This window comes from Candidatus Planktophila sp., assembly GCF_036734405.1.
GTDB lineage: Bacteria > Actinomycetota > Actinomycetes > Nanopelagicales > Nanopelagicaceae > Planktophila.
The window spans coordinates 18,870-33,417 of the sequence record NZ_DAIMYR010000003.1 but is presented as its reverse complement, the minus strand read 5'-3'; the positions used below and the strand labels follow the sequence as shown (position 1 = coordinate 33,417).

13 protein-coding genes are annotated in these 14,548 nt (G+C 45.8%); all 13 read right to left on the bottom strand.

Annotated elements, in window-relative coordinates:
* Positions 1–129: 129 nt before the first annotated feature.
* Genes rodA through AC9UC2_RS04090 form a run of 13 tightly spaced genes read right to left on the bottom strand, consistent with a single transcriptional unit; the run spans position 130 to position 14,439 of the window.
* Positions 130–1,290, bottom strand: coding sequence for a rod shape-determining protein RodA (rodA, locus tag AC9UC2_RS04150; RefSeq protein WP_509525547.1), 1,161 nt, complete (start codon positions 1,288–1,290; stop codon positions 130–132).
* On the bottom strand, positions 1,287–3,353 hold the full coding sequence (gene mrdA, locus AC9UC2_RS04145) for a penicillin-binding protein 2 (RefSeq protein ID WP_509525545.1): 2,067 nt from the start codon (positions 3,351–3,353) through the stop codon (positions 1,287–1,289). The genes rodA and mrdA overlap by 4 nt, the downstream gene beginning before the upstream one ends.
* A gap of 23 nt (positions 3,354–3,376) precedes the next feature.
* Entirely contained in the window at positions 3,377–3,898 is a 522-nt protein-coding gene (locus AC9UC2_RS04140; protein ID WP_509525542.1) for a rod shape-determining protein MreD, read from the bottom strand.
* 5 nt (positions 3,899–3,903) lie between these two features.
* On the bottom strand, positions 3,904–4,827 hold the full coding sequence (gene mreC, locus AC9UC2_RS04135; RefSeq protein WP_509525538.1) for a rod shape-determining protein MreC: 924 nt from the start codon (positions 4,825–4,827) through the stop codon (positions 3,904–3,906).
* A gap of 12 nt (positions 4,828–4,839) precedes the next feature.
* Positions 4,840–5,877 carry a rod shape-determining protein gene (locus AC9UC2_RS04130; protein WP_445822159.1) on the bottom strand — a complete coding sequence of 346 codons (1,038 nt, stop codon included), beginning with the start codon at positions 5,875–5,877 and terminating at the stop codon, positions 4,840–4,842.
* Positions 5,878–5,913: 36 nt separating this feature from the next.
* Positions 5,914–6,333 carry a nucleoside-diphosphate kinase gene (gene ndk, locus AC9UC2_RS04125; RefSeq protein ID WP_509525532.1) on the bottom strand — a complete coding sequence of 140 codons (420 nt, stop codon included), beginning with the start codon at positions 6,331–6,333 and terminating at the stop codon, positions 5,914–5,916.
* 12 nt (positions 6,334–6,345) lie between these two features.
* Entirely contained in the window at positions 6,346–6,681 is a 336-nt protein-coding gene (locus AC9UC2_RS04120) for a DUF4233 domain-containing protein (protein ID WP_509525529.1), read from the bottom strand.
* Positions 6,678–8,024 carry a bifunctional folylpolyglutamate synthase/dihydrofolate synthase gene (locus AC9UC2_RS04115; RefSeq protein ID WP_509525526.1) on the bottom strand — a complete coding sequence of 449 codons (1,347 nt, stop codon included), beginning with the start codon at positions 8,022–8,024 and terminating at the stop codon, positions 6,678–6,680. The genes AC9UC2_RS04120 and AC9UC2_RS04115 overlap by 4 nt, the downstream gene beginning before the upstream one ends.
* Positions 8,021–10,603, bottom strand: a complete 2,583-nt coding sequence (locus AC9UC2_RS04110) for a valine--tRNA ligase (protein ID WP_509525524.1) — start codon at positions 10,601–10,603, stop codon at positions 8,021–8,023. The genes AC9UC2_RS04115 and AC9UC2_RS04110 overlap by 4 nt, the downstream gene beginning before the upstream one ends.
* Before the next feature lie 15 nt (positions 10,604–10,618).
* Positions 10,619–11,905, bottom strand: coding sequence for an ATP-dependent Clp protease ATP-binding subunit ClpX (gene clpX / locus AC9UC2_RS04105; protein ID WP_509525521.1), 1,287 nt, complete (start codon positions 11,903–11,905; stop codon positions 10,619–10,621).
* A gap of 47 nt (positions 11,906–11,952) precedes the next feature.
* Positions 11,953–13,206, bottom strand: a complete 1,254-nt coding sequence (locus tag AC9UC2_RS04100; RefSeq protein ID WP_509525518.1) for an MFS transporter — start codon at positions 13,204–13,206, stop codon at positions 11,953–11,955.
* Positions 13,207–13,222: 16 nt separating this feature from the next.
* Positions 13,223–13,843: an ATP-dependent Clp protease proteolytic subunit gene (locus AC9UC2_RS04095; protein ID WP_509525516.1), complete on the bottom strand. Its 621-nt coding sequence runs from the start codon at positions 13,841–13,843 to the stop codon at positions 13,223–13,225.
* Positions 13,843–14,439, bottom strand: a complete 597-nt coding sequence (locus AC9UC2_RS04090; protein WP_509526155.1) for an ATP-dependent Clp protease proteolytic subunit — start codon at positions 14,437–14,439, stop codon at positions 13,843–13,845. Before AC9UC2_RS04090 ends, AC9UC2_RS04095 begins: the two co-directional genes overlap by 1 nt.
* Positions 14,440–14,548 lie beyond the last annotated feature (109 nt).

The window sequence follows — 14,548 nt, the reverse complement described above, 5'->3', positions numbered from 1 at the left end:
GCGGAGCTATCTTCTTAAAAAATCCTGTTGGGTTTTCCGTACCGTTCGCGCTGGGCTTGTATCGCGATTGATCGCGAGCCGCGCTGAACTGGTGGCTTAATTATGGCAGAGCGGGGCTGATTTGCCTATTTACCCGCGTAAACGAGCGTGAACATTCTGCAAGAGGCCAAATCCGATCAAGGTGGCAAACATCGATGATCCTCCATAGGAAATAAATGGCAACGGAACTCCGGTCATCGGCATCAGCCCCAAAGTCATTCCAATGTTTTCAAATATCTGGAAAGCAAACCATGCAATAACGCCGGTACATACCAGTCGCCCGAAGGGATCTGATGTTCGTCGAGCGATTGAAAATGCCCGTATCAACAATATGAGATACAAAATCAAAATCAATCCGCTACCAACAAAACCAAGTTCTTCGCCCGCTACAGTAAAAATAAAATCTGTCTGTTGTTCTGGAACAAAGCGGCCACTTGTTTGTGGACCGTTAAACAAACCAGTTCCGAGCAATCCACCTGAACCGACAGTGATGCGTGCCTGACGCAATTGATATCCCGCACCTTGGGTATCGGCGTTTGGGTCAACAAAAGTTTGCAAGCGCTTTACCTGGTACTCACTCACTACACCTGCCTTAACTGCAACAAATCCGCCTAAAACTGCAAGCAGCAATAAACCGACCACCCAGCGGGCGGGAGCACCGGAAACGGCGATGATTGTCACAACCGCGGCAGAGATAATCAAAACAGTTCCCATATCGGGCTGAACAATTATCAGAAGCACTGGAATAGCAGCAGCGACTAAAGCTTGTAGAACATCTTTACTGCTGGGTTCATTACTGTCATGCCCTCGCTCTGACAAAATCATCGCCATACCAATAATGATTGCAATCTTTGCTAGCTCTGCAGGTTGAATTTGAAAACCACCAGGTAAAGCAATCCATGCACGCGCACCATTAATTTCAGCACCTAAGCCTGGAATCAAAACAATAACTAAGCCCAGTACTCCGGCACCCCACAACAAAGGTGTGTACGCCCTTAGTAATCGGTAATCAATGACCGTAGTTCCGTACGCCAATAAACCACCAATCAAGATATTTATACTGTGGCGCTTTAAGTAATACTGCCCATCTAATCCATTGCGTGTGTACCAATCACGTGTTGCTGACCAGACCAAAAGCGTGCCAATGATTAAAAGCAAAGCTACAACTGCGGTCAATACTGGATCCCAGCCATTAAACAATGATTGACGGCTACGTCGATACAACCTTTGGCGTGCGTGAATCTGACTCACTTGCTCGCCTCCTTAGGTTTTGTTGCTGGTGAAATCTTAGGTAATTGGCTCGGAGGTTTGCCTTCAGGAAATAACGCCGCGCCAGGAACTAGCTTGTTACCGACCACGCCAAAGAGGGATTCATAAATACGCCTGACACCGACACCAGATGTGGATGCACCGAAACCACCTTGACCAACCATCATGACAACTGCATACCGTGGGTTCTTAGTTGGTGCATACGATGCAAACCAGGACGTGTCATCTTTAAGTGAACCATTGGGATTTCGACCAAAAACTTGGGCAGTTCCTGTCTTGCCACTGACCTCAACTGGGAATCCAGCAAATGCACCTGCAGCTGTACCGCTAACAACTACCTCACGCAAAGATCCACGTAAGAAAGCCAAAAGCGATGGCGCAGCTTTTACCGTTCCAAGTTTTTGAGGAGTAAATGTCTTAACTACTGTGCCATCAGTTTTAACGATCGCCTTTGCAACCATCATCTGCCAAATCGTTCCACCATTAGCAATTGCTGCATACATCTGAGTTAGTTTCAATGGCGTCATAACTGTGTCACCTTGTCCGATAGAAAAGTTCACTGCATCTCCGGCACGAACTTTGTCTCCATCAACGCAATTTTCTGCAGCCAATTGAAGCAAGAAAGGAGTTTGCTGCGCCTTTGTTGCACGCTCTTTATAGTTGCAATAGAAATCTTTGTTCTGCTGGTACCAGCTCTTCTTATAATCACGATCGGCAAGACGTGATGTTGATTCAGATGGAAGATCAATTCCGACCTTTTGCGTGATGTTGAAAGCTTTGGCGGCCTCAAAGAAGTAATCATTAGGGTTGGATTTAGGCCTTAATCCACCATCCCGAAGCCATTCATCAAAGGCGATTTGATACCAAATGGTGTCGCATGAAACCGCCATGGCTTTATACATATTCATGGTGCCTTGGTTTTTACTATCGAAGTTCCTGAAGGTACGTGTACCGACCTGGACCTCTGAAGGACACTTGTAATTGGCCTTTACGTCATACCCAGCATTTGCTGCAGCAAGCAGGGATACAACTTTGAAAGTTGAAGCAGGAGCAAACAAACCTTGCAAAGCACGATTAAGGGCTGGAACAGATTTCTTTTCGCTAAATAGATCTTCAGCTTGCTGAACCGTTAATCCCGTTTCCCATGCATTTGGGTCATAGGTCGGATAGGACGCAAGTGCCAAAATTCTTCCAGTCTTAATATCCATAACAACTGCAGCACCTGAATCAGAGGTGTAGCCATTTGCACGGCCACGAAGGACGGCATCCTTAAGAGCTTTTTCAGCACTTGCCTGTAAGCGAACATCAAGGCTAGTAACTAGATGATCACCGGGCAAAGGCTTCGTATTCTGACTCTCACGTGTAACTGATTCCTTGCGATCGACAATAACTGTTCTAATTCCTGGTTCGCCACGTAAAAATGAATCGTATTGAATTTCTAAACCAGACTTACCAATTGTTTCACTGCGGAAATACTGCTTGCCATTTCCAGCTAAAAGATCGCTTTCGGTCAATGGTCCAACATAGCCAAGTACATGAGCCGCATTTACATCCAAATAACTTGGATAACTTCGGATTGCAACAGGCTGTGCATCTACGCCAGGGAATTCATCTGCGCGTTCAACAATCTGTAACGCAATATCTGGATCTGCAGACTTTGTAATTGGGATCGGTTGATACCTAGAACCTTGCCAGCAACCAGCTTTTTGTCCCGGCGGAAGCTCTCCACACAAACGAGTATTTTGGTAAACATCTTTGTACTGCAACTTAAGTAGCTTGGCTAAGCGCTTCATAACATCTGCGCCTTTATCTTCCAGCTTGTCGATAGCGATTCGATCAATTGTGATGGCTAAACCAGCCTTATTCATTGCTAACGGCACACCATAGCCATCAACAATCAAGCCTCGATTGGCAGGTGCCACAACATCTCGACTTTGAATGCTTAACGCTGCTTCTTTGTACTTAGGACCTGCTGCAACCTGCAAATAAAAGAGGCGACCAAAGAGTGCGGCCATCAAAGAAACAATCAAAATCTGAACAACCATTAAAGCTAGGCGAGATCTACTGTTCACAGCGATGCCCGCGAATCAAAAATCAAAGCATGCAAACGAGTAAATATCGGAAGCATGATTGGTGAAACTAACAGCGCCCAAAGGCTCATTCCAAATAATGTGATTACTATCTGGCCAAGAGAACCGATGGATACTCCAAGTAATGCTCCGGTCAGTAAATAGGCGATTTCAACAAAGAAATTGGCAATAACGATAAAGAAAACAATTCCAATCGCGTTTGCATGAATATTGTCATCACCGTATCCAATATAAGAAATTGCATACCCTGCCAGCAACATAATCAAAGTCCATTGACCAAAGGGTCCGCTTGCACTCTGCGACAGATCCATCAAGATTCCAGATGAAAAGCCAATTACTGCAGCAACTTCAGGTTGACTTAAAACCGCCCACGTTAAAGCGAAGATCAATAAAATCGAAAATCCTCCACCAGGTAAACGAAACTGCGAGACAACCGCTTCTTGAATTAAAAAGATCAGCAAGAATATTGGCGTTGCAACTGAGATCTGACGAGTAAGCATAGAAATTAGTTGTTTACAGTAGGTGACGGAGTAACAGTGACTGTAACGGTAGGAATCGGTGTCACTTGAGGCTTTTTAGGAACTAAGGAATCACCTGGATCAGATGTTGGACCACTGACAACAACTGCCACAACCCCTAAGGTTGAAAAATTTGTGTAGTAGCGAATCGTCGCTGTTTGTGCGACTGCTCCCGCAGAATTATCTACTTGGCTCACATAACCCAATGGAACACCTGGAACGAAGGGACGGTTTGCAATGCTTCCACGGGCAAGCAAGACATCGCCAACCTTTACTGTCGTTGAATTATCAAGCAATTGCAGGGTCGCTGAACGATTTCCCTGCCCCGAAAGAATGCCTATTTGCTGGGATCCAGCAATTCGTGCGCCTACTTTGAAGGCTGAATCACTAGCAAGTTGAATCAGCGCTGAGTTTGGATACACATCCTTAACAACTCCGGCTAAACCAAATTGCGACAGCACTGTCATGTTTTTCTTAATTCCAGCATTGCTACCGGAATCAATAGTTATTGTCTGAGCAAAAGACTGACTTGAACCTTGGCTAATGACCTTGGCATTTACGATCTTGTAGCCAGCAGTACCTGCCAAATCTAAAATATTTTCTAGTTGTTCTAGTTGGCCATCAGCATTCTTGCGATTTAGAAGCTGCAATTTCAACTCGGCATTTTCAGCTTCTAGCTTTTCAATTTGATTTCCAGTACGACCAAGTTGGGTGGCATCGGACAAAAAGTTCTTCACAGGATTAAGGACCGCAGCACCAGCACGCTGGAATGGAGAAAGAACCGTCTGAGTTCCCTGCTTAAAACTTTCAAGCACCTTCACGCCACGTAGATCTAAGGTAATTAGAAATAGCGAGGTGACAATCAAGATCACTAACAACAAACGTGCGCGACCTTCACCGCCCTTACGCATTAAAACTTGGCCTTATCGACGTGGCTCGGAGATTAGAACCTTCTCAAGAGCTTCAAACTCTTCGATGCACTTTCCGGAACCTTCAGCAACTGCATCCAATGGACGCTCTGCAATGTGAATAGGCATTCCGGTTTCTTTGCGAAGGCGCTCATCAAGACCCTTAAGAAGTGCTCCACCACCGGTGAGAACAATTCCGCGGTCCATCAAATCTGATGCAAGCTCTGGTGGAGTCTTATCCAAGGTGCTCTTAACTGCGTTAACAATTGAGTTCACTGGCTCTTCAAGTGCCTTACGAATTTCTGCAGCCGATACAACAATTGTCTTTGGAAGACCTGTTGCGAGATCGCGACCGCGAATTTCAGCATCATTTTCGCCAGCTAGTGGGTAAGCAGATCCGATAGCCATCTTGATTTCTTCTGCTGTGCGCTCACCCAAAAGCAGTGAGAATTCACGCTTAACCCAGTTAATAATGGACTGATCTAGCTCATCTCCACCTACACGAATAGATAGTGAAGTCACGATTCCACCCAAAGAAATAACTGCAACTTCAGTTGTTCCGCCACCGATGTCTACAACCATGTTTCCGGTTGGCTCGTGGATTGGAAGGCCAGCACCGATGGCTGCTGCCATTGGCTCTTCGATGATGTACACCTTACGTGCGCCAGCTGCATAACCAGCATCCTTTACTGCGCGCTGTTCCACACCTGTAATACCTGAAGGAACGCACACAACGATACGCGGCTTAGCCAGGTAACGACGACGGTGAACCTTTTGAATGAAGTAACGCAACATGCGCTCTGTTGTATCAAAGTCAGCGATCACACCATCCTTAAGCGGACGGATAGCCACAATATTGCCAGGAGTACGGCCGATCATCTTCTTCGCTTCAATACCAACGGCCAAAATTCCACCGGTGTCTTGGTTTACAGCTACTACTGATGGCTCGTTCAAAACAATGCCACGTCCGCGAACATAAACAAGCGTGTTCGCTGTGCCTAGGTCAACGGCCATATCGCGACCGATGAATGACATTCTGCTTCCTTGTGACATCTTTACTCCTTGTGCTTTTTGTTCTTGGGGAATGAATTACTTGGGAAAGAAAATTGCAATTTCACGTGCTGCAGATTCTGGTGAATCTGATCCGTGAACTAGGTTCTGCATAACTTTGGTGCCTTGGTCACGAGCTAGATCTCCGCGAATCGTTCCGGGTGCGGCAACGGTTGGATCTGTTGCTCCCGCTAGTGAACGGAACCCTTCGATTACGCGATTACCAGATGCAACGATCGCAACAATTGGTCCTGACATCATGAACTCAACAAGTGGCTCATAAAATGGTTTTCCAACATGTTCGGCGTAGTGCTTTTCAAGTAACGCTGTATCTGCTTGCAACATACGCACCGCATCGATTGCATAACCTTTAGTTTCGATTCGGGAAATAACTTCACCGATTAATCCGCGGCGAACGCCATCGGGCTTAACCAGGATAAGTGTTTTCTCTGTGCTCACGTGCCTAGTCTATTAGGGTTTTTTAGGCCCTGCAGCCAGCAAGGCAGCGCGCGCGGCCTCACCCTTGCGGCCCACGATGATGGCGGCCACCCAGAGCGCAATCAAAACCACCCCAATAATGAAGAAGGATGGCTCGACGAATCCAAAAGCGATCATCGCAACCTGCAGCAATGAACCGAATACAAATCCACCCGGAAAGCGCAAAAGGCCGGCTGCAACAAATAACAGGAAGGAAACTACACACCCATAAATAATTGCGGCCGCAGACTGATCTTTCATCGCAATCAAAATCGCAAAACCTAAAGTCATGCTTTCAGCAATTAAGACCGAAGCTCCAAGAACCTTCATTGTGCAAACTTCCTTCTCAAATAAGTACGAGCTTCGCCAACTGTTACAACTGAACCGGTGACAAGAATTCCAACTGTGTCTTCACTGAGTGGTCGTATCGAATCGGTGACTGCTTTATCTAGTGCTGAGTTTAAATCTGAAACCACAAAAACGCGATCTGAACCAAAAACTGCAGATGCAACTTTTTCTAGCTCTGCCGCCGCCATTGCGCGCGAAGAAGAGCTCTGCGTCACGATGACATGATCAACGATTGGCTCTAACTCTTGAAAGATGCCTGTTGCATCCTTATCCCCGAAGACTCCGACGACTGCAATGATTTCGTCGAAATTGAACTCGTTAAGCAAAGTCTCAGCCAACGCCTTTGCACCATGTGGATTGTGCGCAGCATCTAAAATTACCGTTGGATCGCGATGAACAACTTCGCAACGCCCAGGTGATGTGACTGCTGCAAAACCTACGCGAACCGCATCAATATCTAGCGGTTGATCTCCAAAGAAAGCTTCGACTGCAACTAGCGCTGCGGCAGCATTTGCTGCCTGGTGGCGTCCATGTAATGGCAAGAAAATCTCATCGTATGTTTCATGGATTCCTTGAATCGTAAGTAACTGTCCACCCACTGCAACCGCGCGCGAAAGAACTGAAAATTCCACACCTTCTCTAACAACATCCGCACCGACTTCGGCAGCTTTACGGATCAACTCTTTTGCCGCCTCTGGCTCTTGCTGGGCAAGGACTACAAAGCCACCTTCTTTAATGATTCCAGCCTTGGTTGAGGCGATTTCATGCAGGGTGTGGCCCAAATACTCCATGTGATCAAAGCCGATAGGCATGATTACAGATATATCGGCATCGACAACATTTGTTGCATCCCATTGTCCGCCCATACCAACTTCGATGACACCAACATCTACTGGGTGTTCAGCAAAAGCTGCAAAGGCAAGGGCTGTGACTGCTTCGAAAAATGAAATGGGATGCTCAAATTTTGAATCCATTAAATCCAAATACGCGGCAATATCGTTATAGGAAAATATCAATTCCTTAGGATCGATAGGCTGGCCATTAATTGAAATTCGTTCGCGATACGTTTCTAGGTGTGGACTAGTAAAGCGTCCTGTGCGCAAACCATGTGCAAATAACAAAGCATCAACCATACGGCTAGTTGTTGTTTTGCCATTGGTTCCACCAATGTGAATTGTTGGATATGTCAGCTGTGGTGAACCCAAAATATCTACTAGAGCTGCAATACGTTCAGTCGATGGCGCGATGCGTGTTTCAGGCCAACGCGCAAGCAAAGCTTGTTCGATTGCGTCTACGCGCTCTTGATCATCAGGTGAAATCATCATGCTTGTGGCAATGCTGCAAGTGCGGCAGTAATTCGTTCAATGTCAGCGGTTGTCTTGGCTAAACGTTCGCGAATTTCGACAAGCACATTTTCTGGAGCTTTGGCCATAAAGCCTTGATTGTTCAGCTTTACCTCCGCTGTTTGCTTATCTTTGATGGCTGTTGCTAAATCCTTTTCAAGACGCGCACGTTCTGCAACAACATCAATTGATCCTGTTAGATCGAATTCAATTGTTACTCCGGCAGCTTCACACTTTGCGCTGGGTGTGATTTCTCCTAGTTCCATACGAACCACAAAAGCAACTGCTGATGCGTACTTGGCAATGTCTCCAGTGGCAACAATGCGACCAGGAATCTTCAGTGAAGTCTTAATGCCTTGGTCATTGCGGAAGCGACGAACTTCGGTAATGATCTCTTGTAGCTGAGACACAAGTGCTTCGGCCTTCTTATCAACATGTGCCGCATTTGCAGTTGGCCACTGTGCAACAACTAAGGACTCTCCCCCGGTTAGCGTGGTCCACATTTGCTCGGTAATAAATGGCATTACCGGGTGCATTAAGCGGAATAGTTGATCTAGAACATGACCCAAAACTCGCTTGGTACCTTCAGCATTTCCTGATGCAAAAGCTTCCTTTGAAAGTTCTAGGTACCAGTCACACAAATCATCCCAAGCAAAGTGGTACATCAATTCGCAAGCTCTGGCGAATTCATACTTTTCTAGAAGCTCAGTTACCTCCGAAACGGTTTCAGATAAACGGCTCAGGATCCACTTGTCAATCGCATTGAGCGAATCAAGTGCAGGCAGATCACCTGAAACTGTCGCACCATTGATCATGGCAAATCGAGTTGCATTCCATAACTTTGTCGCAAAGTTACGAGAGCCTCCGATCCAATCTTCAGCAAGTGCTTGATCAGTTCCTGGGTTTGCACCACGTGCCAAAGTAAAGCGCAGCGCATCGGCTCCGTACTTGTCCATGAATTCCAATGGATCAATAACATTTCCACGGCTCTTAGACATCTTCTTGCCGAACTGATCACGAACTAAACCGTGCAACATGATTGTTTTAAATGGTGGAACGCCATCCATTGCAAAGGTAGACATCATCATCATGCGAACAACCCAGAAGAACAAAATGTCGTAACCAGTTACCAACACTGATGTTGGATAGAACTTGGCTAAATCAGCAGACTTTTCCGGCCAACCAAGTGTAGAAAATGCCCATTGACCAGATGAGAACCAGGTATCTAGAACATCTAAATCTTGTGTCCAACCAGCAGGTGCTGTTTCATCGGGACCAACAACTTGTACTTCACCATTTGGTCCATACCAAACGGGAATTCTGTGACCCCACCACAACTGACGTGAAATACACCAGTCATGCATGTTGTCGACCCATTCAAAATAACGTGGAGCAAGAGCTTCAGGTTCAATCTTTACCGCACCACTGCGCACCGCATCTGCTGATGCTTTTGCCATTGGCTCTACTTTTACAAACCACTGCTTAGATAAACGTGGCTCAACCGTTGTATCGCAACGAGAACAATGACCAACCGCGTGCATGTAAGGACGCTTTTCGGCAACGATGCGTCCTTCTGCGCGTAGTGCTTCAACAACAGCTTTACGCGCATCAAAGCGATCTAAACCATCAAATGCGCTATTGGTGTTAACCACCTTTGCATTGGCATCCAGGATGACGATGTTTGGCAGGTTGTGGCGCAGCCCAATTTCAAAGTCATTCACATCGTGGGCTGGAGTTACCTTTACCGCACCTGTTCCAAATGCTGGATCAACGTGTTCGTCAGCAACAATTGGGATCTCACGATCAATCAATGGAACCTTTACGGTCTTTCCGATCATGTGTGAATAACGGGCATCATCTGGATTAACCGCAACTGCCGTATCACCCAACATGGTTTCGGCACGAGTTGTTGCAACAACGATTGCGTTATCACCTTCGCCATATCGAATAGAAACTAGCTCGCCTGCATCATCACTGTGCTCTACTTCGATATCTGACAGAGCCGTCAAGCAACGAGGGCACCAGTTAATAATTCGCTCAGCTCGATAAATTAAACCTGCGTCATACATACGCTTGAAAATAGTAACAACCGCTTTGGACATACCTTCATCCATGGTGAATCGCTCACGGCTCCAGTCAACAGATGAGCCAAGTCGCTTCATCTGTTCAAGAATCGCACCGCCTGATTCCTCTTTCCATTCCCAAACTTTTTTCACAAACTCTTCGCGCCCTAAATCATGACGAGATTGACCTGCTGCAGCTAATTGTTTTTCAACAACGTTCTGAGTTGCAATTCCTGCATGGTCCATTCCAGGTAACCAAAGAACTTCAAATCCCTGCATGCGCTTCATGCGCGACAAACAATCTTGCAAAGTTTGATCTAAGGCGTGACCAATGTGTAAAACACCTGTCACATTTGGAGGCGGCAAAACAATAGAGAAAGCTTCTTTACTTGAAGTTGCATCAGCGGTGAAATAGCCGGCTTGGACCCACTTTTGATACAGCGGAGCCTCGATCTCCGAAGGAGAAAATGTTGAGGCTAATTCACGGCTTGAAGACATAGTGCGCAGTCTAGATTATGCGCTCTTCTCCTCTTGACCTTTTTGTCCGCGTGAGCGTTTTGGGCCTGTGTGATTAATCAATGTTGGCGCTCCCCCGGATGTGATGCACTCCTTGGTGATGATCACCTTTTCGACATCAGTACGGCTTGGAATGTCATACATAACAGTCAATAGGACAGATTCCATGATTGCGCGAAGTCCGCGTGCACCAGTGCCACGTTCTTGAGCAAGATCTGCAATCGCATCTAATGCCTCAGCATCAAATTCGAGCTCAACATGATCTAAATCAAAGAGGCGTTGGTATTGCTTTACCAATGCATTCTTTGGCTCAGTCAGAATCTGCATTAATGCAGGCTTGTCAAGGTTTTCAACGCTAGTAAGTACTGGAAGACGACCGATGAATTCAGGAATCATTCCAAACTTCAAAAGATCTTCAGGCATAACGTCGGCAAAGATATCTTTACGATTCTTATCTGCTGCATCTTGCAAAGTTGCATTAAAGCCAACGCCTGACTTGCCAACGCGAGATTCGATGATCTTTTCAAGTCCGGCAAAAGCTCCACCGACGATAAACAAAACATTGGTCGTATCAATTTGAATGAACTCTTGATGTGGGTGCTTACGTCCACCTTGTGGTGGAACAGATGCAACAGTTCCTTCAAGAATTTTCAAGAGCGCTTGCTGAACACCTTCACCTGATACATCGCGAGTAATTGATGGGTTTTCAGACTTACGCGCAACCTTGTCAATTTCATCAATGTAGATGATTCCAGTTTCAGCTTTTTTAACATCGTAATCAGCAGCTTGTAGAAGCTTGAGCAAGATGTTTTCAACATCTTCACCGACGTAACCTGCTTCAGTCAATGCTGTTGCATCTGCAATTGCAAATGGAACATTGAGCATACGAGCCAAAGTTTGTGCCATAAGCGTCTTGCCACAACCTGTTGGTCCGAGCATCAAAATATTTGACTTAGCTAATTCAATTGCATCTTCACGACCGCTGTCGCCACTTTGTACGCGCTTGTAATGGTTGTAGACCGCCACCGACAAAGACTTCTTCGCGCGATCTTGTCCGATTACATATTGATCCAAGAATTCAAAAATTGCTTGCGGCTTTGGAAGTTCTGATAACCCAAGGGAGTTCGCCTCGCTGAGCTCTTCGACGATGATTTCATTACAGAGTTCAATACATTCATCGCAGATGTAAACGCCAGGACCGGCAATAAGTTTCTTAACCTGCTTCTGAGTCTTGCCACAAAAGGAACACTTCAGCAGATCGCTAGTTTCACCGATTCTTGTCATGGCTAAAGTTTAGATTCTGGAGCAGTTTTACGCTTGGGTTTTTACGCTTACTTCTGTTCGCCGTGAGAATAATCAGTATCGATTTCCTTCTTTGGCATCTTCATATCCTTAACTCCGGGAACACGAAGGATTACAAAACTAAACAATACGTGAAAGATCGAAGCCCCAATGAGTAGTTCTTTCTCGCCAAAAAACGCTACCGCCGGACCAATTAACGCCATACCTACTGGCATTAAACCAGCCGAGCCCATGTGATCGATTGAAAAGACTCGACCAAGTAAGTGTCGAGGAACTTCTCTTTGGACTGCCGCTGACCACCATGCCTCCCATGGTCCCACCGAGAAACCAGCTAAAAGATATGCGATGACAATAAATACTTCAGAAACTGGAAAGGCAAGTGCAAGTGGAGCAATGATGATGAACATCCAGACAAATATTGAAACGTAGCCTTCGTGCTTAACCTTGATCTTCACGCAGAGCAAAGCCGAAATGATGCTGCCAACAGAAAATGCAACTGCCGACAATACATAGGCGGTATCGGTGCCAAATTCTCGTCGCGAAACAATAGGAAGCAAAACTGTTTCAGCAGCAAGCACAACCATCAATTGAAAAGAAACCATAACAATCATGGCACCAATCCATGGAATATCACGAACGGTGCGCATGCCTTCACGAAGTTCAAGGAAAAAGTGTTCGCGGTCGGGTTGATCAATATTTATATCCTCTTTGATTTTATAGAGAAAATAAGTACCGATTGCAAAAGCAACTGCTGTAAAGATAAAAGTAAGGCGGCTACCGACTAAGAACACTGATGCGCCGCCAATTCCTGGGCCAACAATCGTTGCGCTCCTTGTGACAATGTTTCGTGCAACGTTTGCTGCATTTAACTTTTCATCTGGAACAAGGCTAGGAATAATCGCACCCGCTGCCGCTGCACCAAATGCATCACCAACACCCATCAGAAAGACAGCAATTCCTAACAAGTATCCAGGTAGCGAAGGCGAAGAAATAAACACCATCACAAACACAATCAACGATCGAAAGAGATCAGCAGCAATCATGACTGTTTTGCGCGGTAAACGATCAGCCCAAACCCCTGCAAATGGAGCAAATACAACTGCCGACAGGATTCGTGCGCCAAGAATTAAACCTAATGTTGTGGCTGTACCACCAGCGTCGAGAACTGTTACGACAAGTGCAATAGGAAAAGCGGATGCACCTAAAACAAAGATTGCATTAGAAAACCAAAAGAGCCGGTACCCCTTGTAAGACCAAAGGGAGCCCGGCTCAAATAGTTTCACTAAAAGTTAGAAGTTATTACTTCTTGGCCTTACGTGAAGCAAGAACTTGATCGATGATTCCGTATTCAACAGCTTCGTTAGCTGTAAGAATCTTGTCACGCTCAATATCTTTGCGAATTTCTTCAGCAGTCTTTAGAACATGGCGTGAAAGAAGATCTTCCTGCAAACGTGTGATTCGGTCGATTTCGCGAGCTTGGATTTCGATATCAGATGCTTGTCCGCCACCTTCTGATGAAGGTTGGTGGATCAAAATACGTGAGTGCTCAAGTGCGTAGCGCTTGCCCTTTGCTCCACCGGCAAGAATTACCGCTGCTGCAGATGCTGCTTGACCCAAGCAAATTGTGCTGATGTCTGGGCGAACAAACTGCATGGTGTCATAAATAGCTGTTAGCGCGGTAAATGATCCACCAGGTGAGTTGATGTAAATCATGATGTCGCGATCTGGATCCATTGATTCCAGAGTCAAAAGCTGTGCCATAACATCGTTTGCAACGGTGTCATCAATTGGCTGGCCTAAGAAAATAATGCGCTCTTCAAATAGCTTTGTGTATGGATCTTGACGCTTGTATCCATAAGCAGTTTTTTCTTCAACAGTAGGAAGAACGTAGCGTGAAGTAATTTCTTGAATGTTTTTCATTACGCTTTTCCTCCCGTGATTTGTCCCAATGAAGTAACGACATGATCAACAAAGCCATAATCCTTTGCATCTTCTGCGTTAAACCAGTTGTCGCGATCTGAGTCTGCGAGAATCTTTTCTAGAGTCTGACCTGTGTGAAGTGCGTTCAGTTCTGACAGAGTCTGCTTAGTAATAGCCATCTGCTCTGCCTGGATGCGAATATCAATTGCTGTTCCACCAATTCCACCGAGTGGCTGGTGCATCAAAATACGTGAGCTCTTGGTTGCATAACGCTTGCCCTTGGTACCTGATGTAAGAAGGAACTGGCCCATTGATGCAGCCATTCCAAAGGTAACTGTTGCAACATCATTGGGAATTAATTCCATAGTGTCGTAGATGGCCATTCCAGCTGTTACCGATCCACCTGGAGAGTTGACGTACAAGAAAATATCTTTCTTGGTATCTAGTGAAGAAAGTAGAAGTAGCTGAGCACAGACCATGTTGGCCATGTCGTCGCGGACTTCACCTGACAAGAAAACAATTCGCTCTTCAAGTAGGCGGTTGTAAATCTGGTCCTTCATCTTGCTGTCTGTGTCCACGTTAATTGCCTCCTGTATTTTTTCCTGTACTGACCCTAACAATTAAGCAGAGGAAATGCTTCCCGATTAGGAGAATTACATGCGTGAACTTGGCTGTGTTCGCTCACGGCGGAGCGATTGGACCTTA

Coding starts and splice junctions, on each gene's coding strand:
- AC9UC2_RS04115 (WP_509525526.1), bottom strand. CDS start 8,024: ATGATGATTTCACCTGATGATCAAGAGCGCGTAGACGCAATCGAACAA.
- mreC (WP_509525538.1), bottom strand. CDS start 4,827: ATGCGTAAGGGCGGTGAAGGTCGCGCACGTTTGTTGTTAGTGATCTTG.
- mrdA (WP_509525545.1), bottom strand. CDS start 3,353: ATGGTTGTTCAGATTTTGATTGTTTCTTTGATGGCCGCACTCTTTGGT.
- AC9UC2_RS04095 (WP_509525516.1), bottom strand. CDS start 13,843: ATGAAAAACATTCAAGAAATTACTTCACGCTACGTTCTTCCTACTGTT.
- AC9UC2_RS04110 (WP_509525524.1), bottom strand. CDS start 10,603: ATGTCTTCAAGCCGTGAATTAGCCTCAACATTTTCTCCTTCGGAGATC.
- AC9UC2_RS04140 (WP_509525542.1), bottom strand. CDS start 3,898: ATGCTTACTCGTCAGATCTCAGTTGCAACGCCAATATTCTTGCTGATC.
- clpX (WP_509525521.1), bottom strand. CDS start 11,905: ATGACAAGAATCGGTGAAACTAGCGATCTGCTGAAGTGTTCCTTTTGT.
- AC9UC2_RS04120 (WP_509525529.1), bottom strand. CDS start 6,681: ATGAAGGTTCTTGGAGCTTCGGTCTTAATTGCTGAAAGCATGACTTTA.
- AC9UC2_RS04130 (WP_445822159.1), bottom strand. CDS start 5,877: ATGTCACAAGGAAGCAGAATGTCATTCATCGGTCGCGATATGGCCGTT.